This window comes from Streptomyces fragilis, assembly GCF_003112515.1.
GTDB classification, from domain to species: domain Bacteria; phylum Actinomycetota; class Actinomycetes; order Streptomycetales; family Streptomycetaceae; genus Streptomyces; species Streptomyces fragilis.
The window spans coordinates 590,866-607,197 of record NZ_BEVZ01000006.1 but is presented as its reverse complement, the minus strand read 5'-3'; the positions used below and the strand labels follow the sequence as shown (position 1 = coordinate 607,197).

The window sequence follows — 16,332 nt, the reverse complement described above, 5'->3', positions numbered from 1 at the left end:
CCACGTAGGGATCACGTTCGGAGCCACATGACGTCGGTGCCGCCAGTGTCCGCAACCAGGACTATGCGGAACGCAACGTCAGTCAGGGGCCGACGTGTATGACGGCCGCCGATGTAGCCGACCAGCCACGGCTGCCCGCGCCATCCGATAGCGTATCGCCGTGATCACAGGCGAGCTCAAGAGCAAGGTAGGACGCGTCTGGGATGCGTTTTGGTCCGGTGGGATCTCGAATCCGCTGGAGGTGATAGAGCAGATCACGTACCTGCTCTTCATCAAGCGGCTGGACGAGATCCAAACCCGCAAGGACAACCGGGCGAGCCGTACAGCCAAACCGGATCCGGACCCACTCTTCGCTGAGGACCAGCAGGAACTGCGCTGGCAGAATTTCAAGGCCTGCGATCCCGAGGTCATGTACCGCATCGTCGAGCAGGGGGTCTTCCCCTATCTCCGCGCGATGGGCGGTGACGGCTCCACGTACTCCCACCACATGCGCGACGCCCGTTTCACCATCCCGGGCCCCAACCTGCTTGCCAAGGTCGTAGAGCTGCTCGACTCCATCTCGATGGAGTCGAGTGACACCGCAGGCGACATCTACGAGTACCTGCTAGCGAAGATCGCCACGAGTGGCCGGAATGGCCAGTTCCGCACACCGCGCCACCTCATCCAGTTGATGGTCGAGATGACCCAGCCGAAGCCGGACGACGAGGTCTGCGACCCGGCGTGCGGCACGGCTGGCTTCCTGGTTCAGTCGGCGTCGTACGTGAAGCGCGAGCATGCGAAGGCGCTCCTGGACGTGGAGCAGCAAGCGCACTTCAACGCGAGCATGTTCCACGGCTTCGACTTCGACTCCACGATGCTGCGCATCGGTTCGATGAACATGCTGCTGCATGGCATCGAGGACCCGGACATCCGCTACCGCGACTCGCTTGTGGAGTCCTCGGCGGGCGAGGCAGAACGCTACTCCCTGATCTTGGCGAACCCGCCGTTCGCCGGCAGTCTGGACTATGAGTCCCCGGCGGCGGACCTGCTGCCCGTGGTGAAGACCAAGAAAACCGAACTCCTCTTCTTGGCCTTGTTCTTGAGGCTCCTCAAGCCCGGTGGCCGCGCGGCGGTCATCGTTCCGGACGGCGTCCTTTTCGGTTCGACGAAGGCGCACAAAGAGCTGCGCCGGACGCTGGTTGAGGACCACAAACTGGACGGCGTGGTGAAACTCCCGAGCGGGGTCTTCAAGCCGTACGCGGGAGTCTCGACCGCGATCCTGCTGTTCACCCGCACGGATAGCGGAGGCACGGACAACGTTTGGTTCTACGACGTCCAGGCGGACGGCTTCAGCCTCGACGACAGGCGCAACCCGCTCCTCCCGGAGGACCGTTTGGGCGTCCGGCCTGCGGCCGGCTCCTTGTCACAGGAGGAGCACACCAAGAACAACCTCCCGGACGCCCTCTCTCGCTGGTTCGACCGTGGCGGCTCTGAGCACAACCGCGCGCGTACGGAACAGAGCTTCTGCGTCCCAAAGTCAGACATCGTCGCCCAGGGATACGACCTGAGCCTGAACCGATACGCCGAACGGCCTCGTTACCTCACGGCAGGCAGGCGTGTGACCATGGCTGACCTTCTCGATGCTGGTCTAATCACAGAGGGTACGCAGTTGACTTTCGAGCGTGCAGGGGCACGCTACTCCGCGAGAGTGACGGCTGCGGGTCGGCTCGAACTGGTTGGTGGTCAACAGTTTCCATCCCCCAACCGGGCTGCGGCCGCAGCGGTCGGCGAAGGGACCGTTGATGGCTGGCGAAGCTGGGCTTTGGAAGACGGCACAACGCTTGATCGACTGCGTCAGCGATTCCTGGGCACCTCAGCCGTGGGTGCCTCCAGCCCTGGTGCCGGCGAATTGGCCAACGAGCGACTGGGCGTATCGCCCAACTTTGATGCGGCTCCCAAGTCCGTCGCGGCGCAAAGCGATAGTGCAATACGGCACACTGAAACCGCAGAGGATCCACTCCGGATTCAAACGGTCAACGAATCCCCGGCCCAAGGCGAAGACAAGGATGCACCCGTGGTCGGTCTGACCGTAGGCGACTTGCCCTCTGCTCTTGGTGGTGTCGTCCATGTGTCCCCCTCTGCCACATTCGATGAAGCCATCACTCAAATGATGATCAACGACTACTCCCAGCTCCCTGTCTTGTCGGGACGCCAACTCCGCGGGGCCGTGACGTGGAAGTCAATCGCACGGGCACGCCACGCCAATCACGCACCGCCATTTTCTCGGGCCATAATCCAAGCCCGCGAAGTATCCTATGATCAAGACCTCATCGATATTCTCCCAATGCTCGCGGAATCTGAATTTGTTCTTATTCGAAACCGAAGTAATGAGATTTCGGGCATCGTAACTGCGAGCGACGTAGCGGCAGCCTACGGAGCCATGGCCACCCCATTCTTTCTTATCGGTGAATTCGATCAACGGCTGCGCCAGGTGCTCGCCTCTTCTATTGAATTTTCTAGAGTTCAGGAGTTGTGTGACCCGGAAGGCAACCGGAGTATCACAGGATTCGATGACCTGTCGATCGGAGACTACCAGCGCGTCTTGGAGAATAAGGAAGAATGGGAGAGGGTCGGCTGGTCCTTGGATCGAAAAGTCTTCATCGAGCGACTTGATGAGATACGGGAAATCAGGAACGGTCTCATGCATTTCAACCCCAAACCGTTGCCTGGCAACTCCACTCACAAGATACGGCACATGATCAACGTACTGCGAGAGTACGGAAACTGATTCATGTAGAATGCATCCCGCTTTACTGGCGGGAGGGGGTTATTCCGACCGTGCACTATTCCTGGGATTTGGGAAGCCTCGACCGCAGTTGACACCTGCTCTGGCCAGCCGCCAGCCCGTGGCGGACGCCTCCGGCTCAGGAGTCGAACGGGCTTGTCCTGTCGAGAACACGCTAGGGACACAAGGACAGGCGCCGCAGGGCAGTGGTGATCTCTCACAGAGATGAGCTGCCTGAGGCCGTGTGCGGAAGCCACAGCCCACGGTCGGTGTCCCGCATCTCCCGCAGCCACGATCGCAGCATCTCCCGGTTCACCTCATCCACCGGATAGCCTCTCGTCTTGACAAGTTTTCTGGCTCCAGGAGCCCACTCTGCGGTAGCAACAAGCAACCCTTTCTGAGCTCCTACCCATTTCACATCAGCGAAGAGCGCTTTCACGACGACCTGCTCGATCTTCCGGTGTTCACGTTTGCATTGGACGATGAATGTTGGTGGAGCGTCATGCGTTGAGGAGCCGGATTCCCAGACTCGGAGATGAACTCCCCCATCACCGCGTCCAGGCCCTAGATCTACTTCAAACCCTAGACGCTCAAAGCGCTCCGCCACGAGGGCTTCGAATTTTCTCCAATTAATCGACCCGATCGCCTCGAAGTTGCTCGCCAAGTAATTGACGAATCGTTGATCAAAGAATCTTCCATAGGAAGCTGTGACCGACTCTGATGCGAAGAGCTCTTGGAGGTCGAGCACGTCAGCCCATACCTGCTCTTCTCTTACCGGTGTGGGGTTACGCACGGCGCGGAACTGCATCTCATCAAGGGCAGCTTCCACTGCGGCCGCCAGAGCGTGACCATGCAGCTGCGCCGCTTCCCGCACTACTTCACGTGCACGCTCCCGGCTGACGCACTTCAGGGTGACTCCGATACCATCGGCCCTGCCCTCGGGGATTCCGGCGAAGACTTCCTCCTCTGCTCCGTAGATTCTCTGCGCCATGAAGGAGAGTGCCCGCAGAGCAAGGTCATAGTCGTGGACTCGATCTCGGACAACGAGAATGATCGAGTGGTCTTCTGCTCGCATCGCACCTTCTAGGCCAAACGCCTCCAAGACAGCCCTCCCCAGGAGTGGATAGGCAAACCTATAATGCGTCTTGAATGCCTCGGGTAGCAGCTGCATTCCTCCTCTGACGGCACTCTTGATCTTTTCCTCCGATGCCGCCAGGCCGACCCTGATACCGAGCAACTCGGCCATGTCCTCCAAGAATCCCAGATCGCTGGCCCAGTCCCAATCTCCAGCGACCCCCGGCTCCCCGTACCGATGGCTTCTCCCCCACGACTTCTTTTCCGTTTCGGGGTCACGCCTTGCTTGTTCCTTCGGCAGCTGACCTCCGGAACTGCGACGCTCCGTCATGTCCTGCTATTCCCTTCTCTCGTTTCTCGGCGTCGTCTTCGGCTCGGGCGGCGAGGTACTCGGCCCAGTCGCGTCGGGCGTAGGCGACCCAGCGGAGTGCGGTGTGGCGGTGCATCCCGGTCACGTCGGCGAGAATCGGGCTGGGGAGGTCAGCGGCGAGGCCGGCCAGTGCCGCGTTGCGGGCGGTGCGAACCGGGATGCCGTGCCGGTTGAGCTTCTGGGTCATGCCGTGGGTCGAGATCGGCTTGCCCGGGACCATGCCCGGGAAGAGCCATCGAGGGCCTGCGTGGACTCGCGAGAGCTGCGGCCGTAGCTGGGGCTGTTCGACGAGGCGGCGAAGGAGCTCGGCGAGCCGTGGAGGCAGCAGGACGGGGTGGCGTCCCAGGACGAGGTGGGTGTCCTTGTCGCCGAGCTTGAGGTGCTCGGGCGTCAGATGGCAGAGGCGTTCAGTGGACGGGCCGAACAGCAGAGTGATCGCTCCGGCCGCCCGGACATCGGTGGGCAGGGCCTCGTCGGTCAGGCAACGCTGGAGGAGCGGCCATCGATTGTCCTCGTCGAGCAGGTTCTGGGGCTCCTGCCTCGGGATGGAGGGAACCGTGAGCTCGCGGGTAAGCCGACGGCTCGTGGTCCATTTCAAGAAGTACCGGATCAGGTAGCGACGTTGGCTGGTGGCTCCAGCGATCCAGTCGTCGATGTGCTCCTGGGCGAGGTCGGCGAGGGCCAAGCCGCGTTCGTCTGTCCAGGCCAGGAAGTCCAGGGCGACGCTGACGCGGCGCCGCAGGTCGCGATCGACGGAGGCGGGGTGGCGTCGGATGGCGGCCCGCTGGCGTGCCCGCCGGAGCAGAAACCAGTGCAGGAACGGGCGGGCCAGGTTGGCGTGCGCGGCCGGCTCGTCCGCGAGCTCGTGCTCCAGCCAGCCCGGGATGCGTTCGAGGTCCTCATGGCGTTCTTCCAAGATGCCGGTGTGGACCAGGAGTTGACGGATGTAGCGCTGGTTCCGACTGGGCGGGAGCTCGTCCAACAACTCGTGGCTGAGCGTGTGGCCTTCGGCGGCGAGCTGGGCGAGGAGCCTGGTGTTCGGGCTCTCCTTGAGCCACTGGATCGCCGGAAACGGCGAGGGAGCGTCCGCCAAGGCCGAGCGGACGTGTGACCTCTACGCCGCAGCAGAAGAACGGTTGCTCGGCATCATCGCGCGCCAGCTCGCCGCCAGCCTCGACGCGTCCGGATGGGGCAAGGCCAAACTCGCCGCCGTGCAGCAGGTACGCCGCGAGTCTCAGGCCGTCCTCGACGAGCTGGGCGCGCCGCACAGCTCGAAGTGTTCGACGCGGTCGCCGAGGCGTAGAACGTCGGGCACCGCGCCGCGGTCGCCGAGTTGGGCGCCCTGTCCGACGACGCCCGCCGCCTGGTCGACGAGCGTCTACCGCAGGCGCAGGCTGTCGGACCGCCTCGCTGCCGAGGCCATGCAGGTGGTGACCTCGACGTAGCGGTCGATCCTGCGGGCCGTCGCCGACGGTTTCCGGGCGATCGTCGGGGCCGTCGCCGCAACGCCCCTGCTCGCGGGCCCCCTCGGCGCACCACGTCACACACACGAGGGAAGACCTCTGGTCTCAGGGTTCACGACCACTTCCGCGCGGAAGGACAGCAGCATGCGCCTTGCCTCGACGATCCGTACCGCACTGGCCGCCGCCACCCTGGCCGCGGGCACCCTGATCGGCACAGCTGCTCCCGCCAACGCCTTGCCGTGCGGGCGCACCCACAACATCACGATCGACGGCGCGGCAGCCCGTGTCTTGCTGGCCTGCGAAGACAGGTACACGCGGATGAGCGGGTGGGGCAAGGACACACGTACAGACGGCCTGTGCGCCCAACTCAGCGTCTTCCCTGAAGGGCGTGGTCCTGTCGCCCGGCACCGGCACCGGGCGTGCGGCGAGGGCACAGCCCGAAACTTCAGCAATCGCTATTACGGCCGCAGCGTCGGTCTCATCCTGGAAATCATCCTGGCGTGACCGCCCGCACGTGCGACGTGTTCGGATCCATGGCATGACGGCCGCCGAGCCGGGCATGCCGCACCCCCCATGGGAGTCCTGCTCGGCGCCCTGTCGGCGCTCGTCCTGGCCCGCGCCCCCGGCACAACCCCCACGGGTGACAACTTCGCGGACACCGACCGCACCGGCACCCGAGCGCCGCCGGCGGGACGGCCCCTGGGGCCGTCTCATGGTGCGCTCAGGGTGTGCGGCGGTGACGTAGCGAGTTCCAGGCCAATGCCGTGGCCCTGTTCGACTCCACACCCGGGGCGACGTACAAGAGCATCGACGCTGACCTGGGCGTCAAACGGGCCCCTGCGCCAGTGGTTGCTGCGGGACCGCCGTCGCGGCGTCGGCGCCGCTGCCCGGGGACACCAGGACAGCCGCCCAGGTCTCGTAAGCGGCGTCGGCAGCCGGATCCGGACGAGCGGATCCGGCAACTGGAATCGAACGGCGGCTGGTAGCAGTGGCGGCGGTCATCTGGCGTCTGCCTACCGTTTCGCGTCCCGAGGTGCTCTCGACTGCACTCAGTCATCGATTGCCGATCGGCCGGGAGGGGCGTCGGCACGGAAGGCGACAGGGCGCTTGTGGTCGTAGGTGCTGGGGACCTCAGACACTCTGATGCGGGGTACCGCATCGGCGGCATCAGAGTGGCCGAAACGAAGCGTGAATCGTGACGCTCGTTTGACGCTGCGATCTTGGAAGCGGTCTTCTGACGCTTGGAAAAGGCCTCTGACCTGCACTTTCTCCGTCAGCGGGAAGCTTTGATGTGATCCCCATGACCCACCACGTGGAGTGCGTGGCGATCCTGGAGCCGGCCGCGAAGGGATCCTGACCTGGGGTTTTTCTGTGCGCGTTATGTGCGGTGTGGGCGTTGCGGGCGATATCTTCACGCTGAAATGACGCTCATTTGACGCTCCTTCTGATGGGGTGTCAGGTATGTTGCATCGCTGGTCAGGCGGTCTGATGGCTTTAGGTGCAGGCTGTATCTGTGAGGGGGGTGCGCCCACCCGTCGACGAGGGCGGCTCCCAGTGCTGTGCCCGCTGGGTTCGGGCGGGCCACTGCCGCGCCTCGGAGCTGACGCTCATCGCCCCAGGTGCAAAGCAGCGTTTCTGGCTGTCCGCGCTCCGGCCGGGCCCTTCCAGTCCGCCAGGAGGACGTCAGCGACGGCCTCTTCGTAGACGGCGCGGTTCTCCCGTTTCATGGCCTCGGCGAGCCCTGGCTCCCAGGCAGTGTCCTGTGCCTTGCCGCTCAGCTGGACGTGATCGCTGTCGACGCGAACCGCGCTGAGATAGTCCGCAGTGCTCATCCGCCAGGGTTCGGCCCGGTAGCGGGCGCGGAGCTGGTTGGTCATGTCGATGCCGGGCCAGTCGAAGTCCCCGTGGTAGCGCAAGGTGCCGCCAGCTTCGACGATCAGTCGCACCAGCCGGTGGAAAGCGGTCGAGGGGCGGCCCTCGGCGCAGATCAGCGGCGGACTGCTGGCACCGAGCTCACCGGCGGCACGGCGGAGCACGGCGGGGTTCTCGCAGACGTACACCGTGGGGAGGTCTACGGCGATCGGCAGGGTGATGAGCTGGTGGAGGGTGACGTGGAAGGGAGTACCGTAGCGGGCGGCGTCGGTGAGCCAGTGGCCCAGCCCCTGGCCGGTCGCGGGCAGATTGAGGACGAGGACACGGCTGGCGAGGTCGTCGACGATGACGTCGAAGGTGTCCCACAGCTCGCGCCGAGCCTCGGCTCCTTTTTCGAGCGGGATTCCACGTGCCATGGCCAGGGCTCGCAGGACCAGAGTCGGGAGAGAGCCGCGGCCGGGGTTGAGGGCTTTGGTGTCTCCTGTGGTGGCGTCGGCCAGGGCGGGCAGCATGATCGGTGGAGCGTCGCTGGGCCGGCTGTAGAGGTATTCCAGGACGCGGACGGCCTGGCTGAAGAGGCGGGTGTCCTTCTTGTTGATCAGTGCGGTGATCGTGCCGTCGGATGCGAGGTCGGCCAGCCACCGCCGGTACCAGGCGTGCTCGGCGTGCAGCGGGCTGGCCTCGCCCTCAGCAAGGATCCTCTGTCGGGCCTGATCGAGCGTGGTCCGCTCGTCGGCGCGAAAGCGCAGCTTGGGGCCGATCCGTTCGAGGACATCGCGGAGCGACATGCCCGTGACGTTGCGGACGCTCTGCTCCAACGCTGAGAGGGGGATGGTGATGCGGCGGACGTCGGCCGACCGGTAAGTACCGGTGATGCCGATGATGGCGTTGCGTTCGGCCGTGGTCGGGTTGGCAAGGCCGATGGAGCCCTTGACTTCGCCGCCGTTGCGTTCGAGCGAGCGCCGGGCAGCGGCCAGGAGCCGGCGGAACTCGGTGGCTCGGTAGCGCTCGTATGCCTCTGTTGGCCCGGTCACTCTGCTTCCTCGGCATCGTCGTTCGTCGGCTCGTCATCGGGGATGTCCGCGAGCAGTCCTGCCTGTGCGGGAACGTGTCGACGGGGCGTGAAGCCGAGGAGTTCGGCGGCCAGATCGTCGGATCCGGGGTATTCGAGGTCATCGAGGACCTGTTCGCCGTCCCAGACCAGCAACATGGCGGAGACGGTGTGGGATGCCTCGTCGTGCTTCATGTCGTAGTGCGAGATCTGCGGCACGTCGGGGTAGGTGATCCACAGGTCGTAGCCCGTCATGAAGAGGTCGAGGTCGAACTTGGCCGTGAGGGCGAGCAGATCGGGACGGTACTTTTCGTCGATGCCGGCGAATGCCTCGTCGAGGGCGATCAGCCTCGGGCAGGTGGGGTAGGCGGAGCTGTACTGTGCGTGGGCGGCTGCAAAGAGCGGCAGGTGGATGGAGGCGGACTTCTCGCCGCCGGACATCACGCTGTGCTTTGCCTTGGTGAGCAGTTCTCCCTTCTTCCGCTCTTCCTCGGTCATGCCCGGCCGGAACAGACGGAGCTCGAACTTGCGCCAGGCGCGGTAGTCCAGGACTTCCGCGATCACTTGCTGGTAGCTCCTCTTCTTGTCGGCAGCGGCCTTGGTGCGAATCTGGCTGCGCAGGTGGGAGCGGAGTTCGGCCAGTCCGGCCGGACCGAGACCGGAGGCGTCCTTGTCGAGCAGTTTGTTGACGGCCTGCTGGGAGTCGGTGAGCGCGTCGGAGATGACCCAGTTGATGCCCACCGTCGTCCCGGAGGACATCGGCTTGGATCGGGTGTCGGCGTCCATGCTCTTGACCAGGTCGCGGGCGGCGACGGTGCGGTCGTGGATCTGTTCGGCCAGCCCGGTCAGGAGGCCGTCCTCCAGGACGGTCCGTTCCTTGTCTTCCAGTAGCACGCTCTGATCGGCGAGCTGTTCGGCCAGGCGGCGGGCGAAGTCCGCCACGGGAGCCGGCCCTTCGCTGTCGGTGACCCGGGCCAGGATGATGTCACCGGCCGGTTCCCACTCGAAGAGGTAGCCCTGATCGGACTCCAGCAGGGCTGCCTCCAGCGCTGTGATAGCGGTAGAGATCTTGGTTGTCACGGTCTTCAGGAGGCTCGCGGTGATCGGCCGTCCTCGTGTTGCCTCGTCGAGCGCGTTGATCAAGGAGGCAACGGACGTGGGGACGACGTTCTGGGCGGCCTCCATGCCCGTGAGGGAAGTGCCGAGTGAGGTCAGGCTGTCCATGAGGGCCTGGACTGCCTGCTCGGGGCTCGGCCACATGTCGTGCGGCAGCCAGACGGTCTCGGCGTTCGCTTCGAGGAGGCCGAGGAGGTCGGGCCGGGCATAGGGCTCCAGCGTGAGCGTGGTGCGCATCTGCTCAGCCACGGCTGTGGCCAGCGCTGTACGGCCGAACTCCAAGGCATGGTCAGCCTTCAGGAGCCGGTCTCGCTGCTCTTCGGCGTCCTTCTTCGCGCGGCTGTACGTCTTCTGCGCCGCGGTGAGCTGCTCCTCCGCGTCCGCGATCTGCTGCAGAATCTCCTGAAGTGGGGCTTCGAGCGTCGCTTCCTGGGTGCGCAGACGTTCCTCCTGAACGGCGAACTCATCCTTGCGCGCCTGTAGTGCCTCAGCCTGTTCTGCGCAGGACTCGGTCTGCGCTGCGATGATCTCCTTGCGGCCGACGATGTCGCGCTCGGCGGCCTCGGCCTGCTCGCGGCAGGTGGAGAGGGCCTTGCCGGCGTCGGCGAAGTCGTCAGTGGCCTGGGCGACGTTGTCCAGTTCCCCACGGACGGTGGGCAGCCGTGCGGCGGTCGCGGTATGCCGAAGCTGCCGGTTCTTCTCATGGGCGCGCGCGATCGCCCCGTCGAGCCGCTTGCGGGATTCGATGAGGCGGCGGCGGGCGCCGGCGACCTTCTCCGCCACCACGGCCACCTCGCCTACCGCATCGGTGATCGGCCGGGTGCGGGGGAGCTCGCACCTGGCGCGGTCGAAGTCGTCGAATGCTTCTTGCGCGTACCGCTGCTGCTCTTCGATGCCGACGAGCTGAGCTTCCAGGGCGGCGATGGATTCTTCGAGCAGGCGCAACCGTTCGCGCCGACGGGCGGCCCGCGCGGTGGCCCCGATGTACTCCGGCTGGTCCTTGGGATGCGCACCGACCTGGATGCCGAGGCAGAAGTGCGAGCCTGTCGTGACTGCAGCAGCGCGCGGTGGGTCGTCCGTTGCAGGGCTGTCGTCCGCTACGGCGATGGACGACAGGACGGCCTGTACGGCCGCGACATCGACACGCTGCTGATCTTCGACGACCAGTACATCGGCCAGAGTGGGGCCGGTGGGCCGCTGTGCGGGAGGCAGGGGGCGCAGATAGGCGTCGGCGACCTTGTCGTGCAGGGCCTGGTCGGTCAGCGCGGGGTCTGGGTGCAGCCATGCGGTAAGCAGGCCGGCCGCGTACAGGGCGCCCTCCACAGCGGCTGCATGGGCGTCCGGAATGTGATCGGCGAACCGCACGAGTTGCCACAGCGGGGCGCCTGGCCGATCATCGCGGTTGGCAGGACGCAGGTCACTGGATGGGGGCGCGTCATCAGCCTCGGCGGCAACGGTGTCGCGCTCAACCCGTCTGCTGCGCAACGCGTCCGCAGTATCGCTGTGCTCCCGCTTCAAGGTCTCGACGCGGGTCAGGGCCCTGGTGCGGCGCTGGTCGGTGAGAGAACGAAACACCTCCGGCAGCGGTGACGCTTCGGGTTCCCCTACCGCGTCGATGGCCACGCGCAGTGCGTCACCGTCGGCGGCGGCCAAGACCGTGATGTCGTTGCCGCTGCTCCAGCGGCTGATGAATCCGTCCAGTTCCTGTCTCGCCGTGGTGCGGGCGATCACGAGCTTCTCGGCGGCTGCTGCGGACTGCCGCTCGGCCTCGGTCAGCTCACCGCTGGCCGCGTCACAGTGGTCCTGCTCGCGTTCCTGGTCTTTCGTGGCGTCCTCAAACGCGCTGAGGTGGGCGCGTACGTCTTCCAGTTCCCTGCGCCGCGCGGCTACGCGACCTGCTACGTCTATGTCCAGATCGGCACCAAGATCCAGCGTGGCGTCGTCGTGCAGGATGCCGCAACGGCGTGCGGCGTCCGTCAGCCTGTGGGTGTGCCGGGAGGCCGCTTCGCGCAGCTCATCGTGCCGCTGGACAGCGCGCTCAGCCTCCCCCTTGAGGGTGGCCAAGTTGTTCTGAGCCTGGCTGAGGTGGCGCTCGCTGTCGGCGATGCCCCGGCGTTCCGTGCGCACGCGGTCGCGCAGTTCCTTGAGATCGTCACGTTGTCTGATGGCGTCGTGGTTCTTGTACTCGGCAAGGCGGGCGCCGATTTCGTTGCACTGGCGTTCGGCGGTATCCCGCTCATGCTGTGCGGAAGCCAGCTGCCGCTCGGAGGTGCGGCGGTCCTCTGCGGCTTCCATGATCTTCTCGCACTGGGCGGCCGTGTCCTGGATGCGCCCGGTGACCTGGTCGACGCGGTCACGGGCATGGGCGCGAAGGTAACTGGTGTACTCGCGCAGGAAGTTCCGGACCGCGGTATCTGCCCCCGTCAGGGCATTGAGGAGCGCTTGGATCTCGGCGAGATTCTCGAAGTCGCGGGCCGCCTGCAGGATGAGGTCATCGTCGACGGGGCGCAGGCCGGCGGTGAGGGTGTCGGACAGCTTGACCGGGTCAAGATCCTTGGCCAGCAGCGGGCGTCGCAGCTGGAGCAGAAGATTGACCAGCTGGCTGTAGCGCTCGCGGCCCAGCCCGAACAGCCGGTCATCGATCTTTTCCCGGTACGCCTCCGCCGTATCGAAGATGGCCTTCTTACCCAGCAGCTGCTCCAGGGCCTTCTCCCGCAGCGGGCGCGAGGCGGCATCCAGCAGGCCGAAGTCGATGCCGACTCTGCCGTCGGCGACAAAGAAGAAGCGGGCTGGCGTGGACATCGCCTTGGTCACCCGCATGCCGATCCCCACGGTGACGGCTTCGAGGACCTCCCCGTCGGGGCCGGTGCGGGCAAATTCCATCCACACATAGCCGTAGGCGGACTCCTGCCCCTTGTAGAGCAGGTTCGACTTCATGGTCCGCTCCTCGCCGCTGAAGGGATCAAGACGCCTTGCGTCGAGGACACCGTCCAGCACGAGGGGGAACAGCACTTCGAGGGCCTTGGTCTTGCCGGAGCCGTTGTGCCCCCGCAGGACCAGTCGGCCATCGGCGAAGACGAACTCCTCGTCGGTGTAGTCCCAAAGGCCGATCACTCCGGCGCGCGTGGGCTTGAAGCGAACCTCCGGCTCGTCAGCGGTGCGAGAGTGGGGGATGAGCGTCATCGAGAGGTGTCCTCAAGGGGGAAGTCGAGAGCGAACTGGCCGTGCGCGGGGCGCGGCAGGACGGCAGTGATGTTGCGGTAACGGCCGGCCGCGGGCCGGACCAGGATCCCGCCGGGGACGATGTGGACCAGGCGCAGGTCGGCCAGGAGCGCGACCGCCTCTGCCAGCAGCCCGCCAGGGTCGGCCTGCCACTTGTTGGTGAAGGAGGAGGGGCCGAACTCTTCATAGAGCTCGTTGATCATCTGCTCCAACGTGCCGTGTTCCACGAAAGGCAGACCCGCCTGCCCGTCATGCGCTGGCATGTCCGGATCGGCCTCGTCCGCAGGCCAACCAGCGTCCGCATGCGGGTCCTGCGCCAAGGCTTCGAGCGTGCCGGCTTGCGGTAGGGCCATGTCGATGCGGCTCAGTAGGTCCGCATGTTCCTCGCCTGGTCCGGCGGGTAGGAGGTACTGAAGACTGCTGGACCGGTCCGGGTCTTCCCGCAAGTCCGCGATCTTCGCGAGCATCAGCCCCGCGGTGCGGTTGACCGCCCCGCCGCGGCCGGGGAATCGCTTGTCAGTGAAGTGCCCCGTGGTGTCGACGAGCATGATCCCCTCTGCGCGGCGCTCGACCGGCAATCCGGTCAGCCGTGCGATGTCCTCCGCCAGAGTGGGCTGGCGCAGCGCTATCGCCGTCTCCGCGTCGGTGTCGCTGAAGTAAACCACCGGGTACTCGATCAGCAATCGGCGAGCTCGCTGGGCAGCAAAGCGTCGGCGGGGGTCCCGTCCGGTGCCGGCGGTCGGGGTGTCCAGCAGGCCGGCAGCGCTGACCAAGTGCTGCAGCGGCTTGTTCGGCCTGAAAAGTGCCGCGCAGGTGTCGTGGTCGATGTCGAACAGCGCATCGCCGCGGTCGTGGTCACGGGCCCAGTCCTCCATGGAGCCATCGGAGATCCGCAGCGCACCCCGGTCGACAAGCCAGTCCATCACATCCACGACTGCGTCCTTGTGGCCCGGTGCGGTCGCATCGAAGCCCAGGTGCTCGATCGCGTTGGCGGACGGTGTGAGCAGCTTGACGAGATCGGCGAGGTTGATCTCGATGCGTGACCGGTGCAAGCAGGCCAGGATCAGGCAGAGGTAGGCCAGACGCCGCCGGTCGAACGGCCTCTTGCTTTTCACCGTAAGGAACGCCTGGCTGGCATCGAAAGCATCCAGCCGCCGCAGCAGCCGTGCGTGACGGGCGCTCGTCTGCAACGAGTAGCCGAATAAGTCACGGAAATCCTTGGCCAGTTCCTCTGACCACTGCAGCACCAGAGCCAGTGCCTTGGCTCGGGGATAGCTCTCGGTGACAATTCCGTGCAACAGCATGAGCCGGGCAGCTTGCTGGTAGGAGCCGAGGTCCGCGGGCTCCACTGAGGCGGCGACGCGATGGGCGGGCATCAGGGCTTCTCCGTTCGGCGTCGGCGCAGCGCACCGTGGGGCGTGATCTCCAGGGCGAAGCCGGGCAGGTGCAGCGTGCCGGTCTCGGTTCGCAGCTGGCTGCCGCGCTCGTTCGGGACCAGGCGCAGCGTCATCACGTCGCTGCTGCCGGTCCCCGAACGCAGCTGGCCCGCGACGACCGTTCGTGCTTGGAGGGCACGGGTCAGCAGCTTGAGCACGGCTCGGGTCTCTGCCTCGCTTAGCACCCGGTCGTGGGGGCCGTGGTCCAGGAGATCCGTGGCGGCCTCCCGGTCCGCGGCCCGATCCGCCAGCTGCTGCTCTCGCAGCCGGGCGTGCGCGCCACGACGCGTGCGGACTGGCTGCGGCCCGCCCGGCGCAGGCCGCTTGCCATGCCGGAACAGGCTGATGCTGATCTCCACACCGGGCGCATCCCACCACGTCGCCCGCGGCGAAATCTGGTCATCGTCGTCGTGGGCACCCGACAGATGCCGCACCGAGCGTAGGTCGAAGGCGGCGGACACCAGTGCGTTCGCTGCCTGCTCATCCGGCGCAGCCGCCGCCCAGGCGGCAAGATGCCGCAGCTGAGTGGTCCGGCTCACCCCTCCTCGACGTGACTCCGTCACCTGCCGCAGCAGGGCAATGACCCCTGAAATGGCCGTGCGGGTAGCGCCTTGCAGCTGAGCGGCCTTGGTCTCTCCAGGGCCGTCGGCCAAGAACCACTGGCGCAGACCCATCCAGCGCCGCCGCCAGTCTTCAAGCCGGGCGGCCGGCCGCATCATCGGCCGTTCATCCACCGCGGCGGCTCGCTCCAACAGGGTCTCCACTCCGCTGTCTTCCACCTCGTACACGGCCTCCGCCAGCCGGGGCGCGTAGCGCTCCAGCTCTGTGGTGAACTCACTCATGTGTGCCAGCAGCGCGTGCTTATAGCGCAGGAACGTCTCGGGGGAGACGTCCGTGGTCCGCGCCACGTCGTTGAGGGTCAGGTAGAAGCGTGCTGCCCGCTGGGTCATGTCCTCTAGCACGTTGTCGAGCCGGGCGAGCTTGCGATACACCTCGTCCTGGTCACCCGATCGGTTCGCCGCAGCCAGCGCCTTGAAGTCCGCCAGGATGTCGGCGAAGACCAGCCGCGACAGGTTCGCGTCCTGCACGCGGGAGCCGATGACCTCTTCCACTGCGCAATAGACGCGGTAGCCGATCTCCGTGAACTGGTAGACCGACTGCCGGTTCCGGTATGCGGCCAGATTGCCGCACCGCGCCGCGTCCTCCACTCGGTAGAGAACCTGCTCATTGTCCGAGGAGAGGTTGTCCAGCATGGCCCGCAGGTTTAAGTCGGCGGCGGACGGCACCTCGTCGTGCGCTATCGCGAGCTCTTTCAGCGCGTTCGCCACGTCGTCGGGGTGGACCTGCAGTTGGTGAACAGCCCGTAGAACGTTCATCGCCCGCAACACCCACAGATACGCCACGCGGTCATCACGCTGCGTGAAATTGAACAGTCGCAGGCGGTCACCCACCGTCAGGGAATCAAGATCGAATGACTCGGAGACACCAGAGTCATCACGCTGCAACACCTATACCGCCCCTCGTCCCGCCATGCATTGCGCACACCCTGACAGATGCCACTGACAATCGGCTTGGGATCGGGACACGGAGGCCGATTCCGCCCTCTTCGGCATTCTCAACAGTAGACGCCTGCACGTCCGCTCCGGTGAAATGGGACCTCGCTTGCTCTCGCCCGACGCTGCCCTCCCGGAGGGGATGGTGTCCCGCCAAGTGGTGTAGGAATCCGGACCGCCTCGCTCCGGCGACCGCCTCCACGGCGATCACCGTCGAGGCGCCTCGGTCGGTGTCGATCCCGTTCCAGCCCACAGGAGCGACCCCGGAGGGCCCGCTTGGGCCCCGAGCGGGCCCCGAAACAGCGTTCCGGTACTGCTGGCGATCTATGCACGCTGCATCGTCGGTCAGCAAGATGGCTACCTGAAGCGGATCGCAGGCGTCCAATATGCGTCGGGGGCGGCGGTAGGAGA

At 65.8% G+C, this 16,332-nt stretch carries 9 protein-coding genes; 3 read left to right on the top strand and 6 right to left on the bottom strand.

Annotated elements, in window-relative coordinates; translation table 11 throughout:
• The first annotated feature begins 160 nt into the window (after positions 1 to 160).
• A complete protein-coding gene (locus tag Sfr03f_RS31365) occupies positions 161 to 2,767 on the top strand; it encodes an N-6 DNA methylase (protein WP_108955961.1) in 2,607 nt (868 codons plus the stop codon).
• Between the two features lie 214 nt (positions 2,768 to 2,981).
• On the opposite strand, the gene Sfr03f_RS23505 is transcribed toward Sfr03f_RS31365, so the two are convergent.
• Both Sfr03f_RS23505 and Sfr03f_RS23500 read right to left on the bottom strand, forming a co-directional pair.
• On the bottom strand, positions 2,982 to 4,169 hold the full coding sequence (locus tag Sfr03f_RS23505; protein WP_159105726.1) for a restriction endonuclease: 1,188 nt from the start codon (positions 4,167 to 4,169) through the stop codon (positions 2,982 to 2,984).
• On the bottom strand, positions 4,114 to 5,190 hold the full coding sequence (locus tag Sfr03f_RS23500; protein ID WP_159105725.1) for a site-specific integrase: 1,077 nt from the start codon (positions 5,188 to 5,190) through the stop codon (positions 4,114 to 4,116). Before Sfr03f_RS23500 ends, Sfr03f_RS23505 begins: the two co-directional genes overlap by 56 nt.
• A 52-nt stretch (positions 5,191 to 5,242) precedes the next feature.
• On the opposite strand from Sfr03f_RS23500, the gene Sfr03f_RS23495 reads away from it, so the two are divergent.
• On the top strand, positions 5,243 to 5,653 hold the full coding sequence (locus Sfr03f_RS23495) for a phage minor capsid protein (RefSeq protein WP_245967717.1): 411 nt from the start codon (positions 5,243 to 5,245) through the stop codon (positions 5,651 to 5,653).
• 162 nt (positions 5,654 to 5,815) lie between these two features.
• The gene (locus tag Sfr03f_RS30705) at positions 5,816 to 6,175 is read left to right on the top strand and encodes a hypothetical protein (RefSeq protein WP_170145128.1); all 360 of its coding nucleotides are present in this window, start codon (positions 5,816 to 5,818) and stop codon (positions 6,173 to 6,175) included.
• Between the two features lie 1,103 nt (positions 6,176 to 7,278).
• On the opposite strand, the gene Sfr03f_RS23490 is transcribed toward Sfr03f_RS30705, so the two are convergent.
• The 4 genes from Sfr03f_RS23490 to Sfr03f_RS23475 are packed head-to-tail and all read right to left on the bottom strand — an operon-like array spanning position 7,279 to position 15,876.
• Positions 7,279 to 8,577, bottom strand: a complete 1,299-nt coding sequence (locus tag Sfr03f_RS23490) for a TIGR02679 family protein (protein WP_108955959.1) — start codon at positions 8,575 to 8,577, stop codon at positions 7,279 to 7,281.
• Complete coding sequence (locus Sfr03f_RS23485; RefSeq protein WP_108955958.1) at positions 8,574 to 12,893, bottom strand: TIGR02680 family protein; 4,320 nt, start codon at positions 12,891 to 12,893, stop codon at positions 8,574 to 8,576. The genes Sfr03f_RS23490 and Sfr03f_RS23485 overlap by 4 nt, the downstream gene beginning before the upstream one ends.
• Positions 12,890 to 14,308, bottom strand: coding sequence for a DUF2398 family protein (locus tag Sfr03f_RS23480; protein WP_108955957.1), 1,419 nt, complete (start codon positions 14,306 to 14,308; stop codon positions 12,890 to 12,892). Before Sfr03f_RS23480 ends, Sfr03f_RS23485 begins: the two co-directional genes overlap by 4 nt.
• Positions 14,308 to 15,876 carry a TIGR02677 family protein gene (locus tag Sfr03f_RS23475; RefSeq protein ID WP_108955956.1) on the bottom strand — a complete coding sequence of 523 codons (1,569 nt, stop codon included), beginning with the start codon at positions 15,874 to 15,876 and terminating at the stop codon, positions 14,308 to 14,310. The genes Sfr03f_RS23480 and Sfr03f_RS23475 overlap by 1 nt, the downstream gene beginning before the upstream one ends.
• Positions 15,877 to 16,332: the final 456 nt, after the last annotated feature.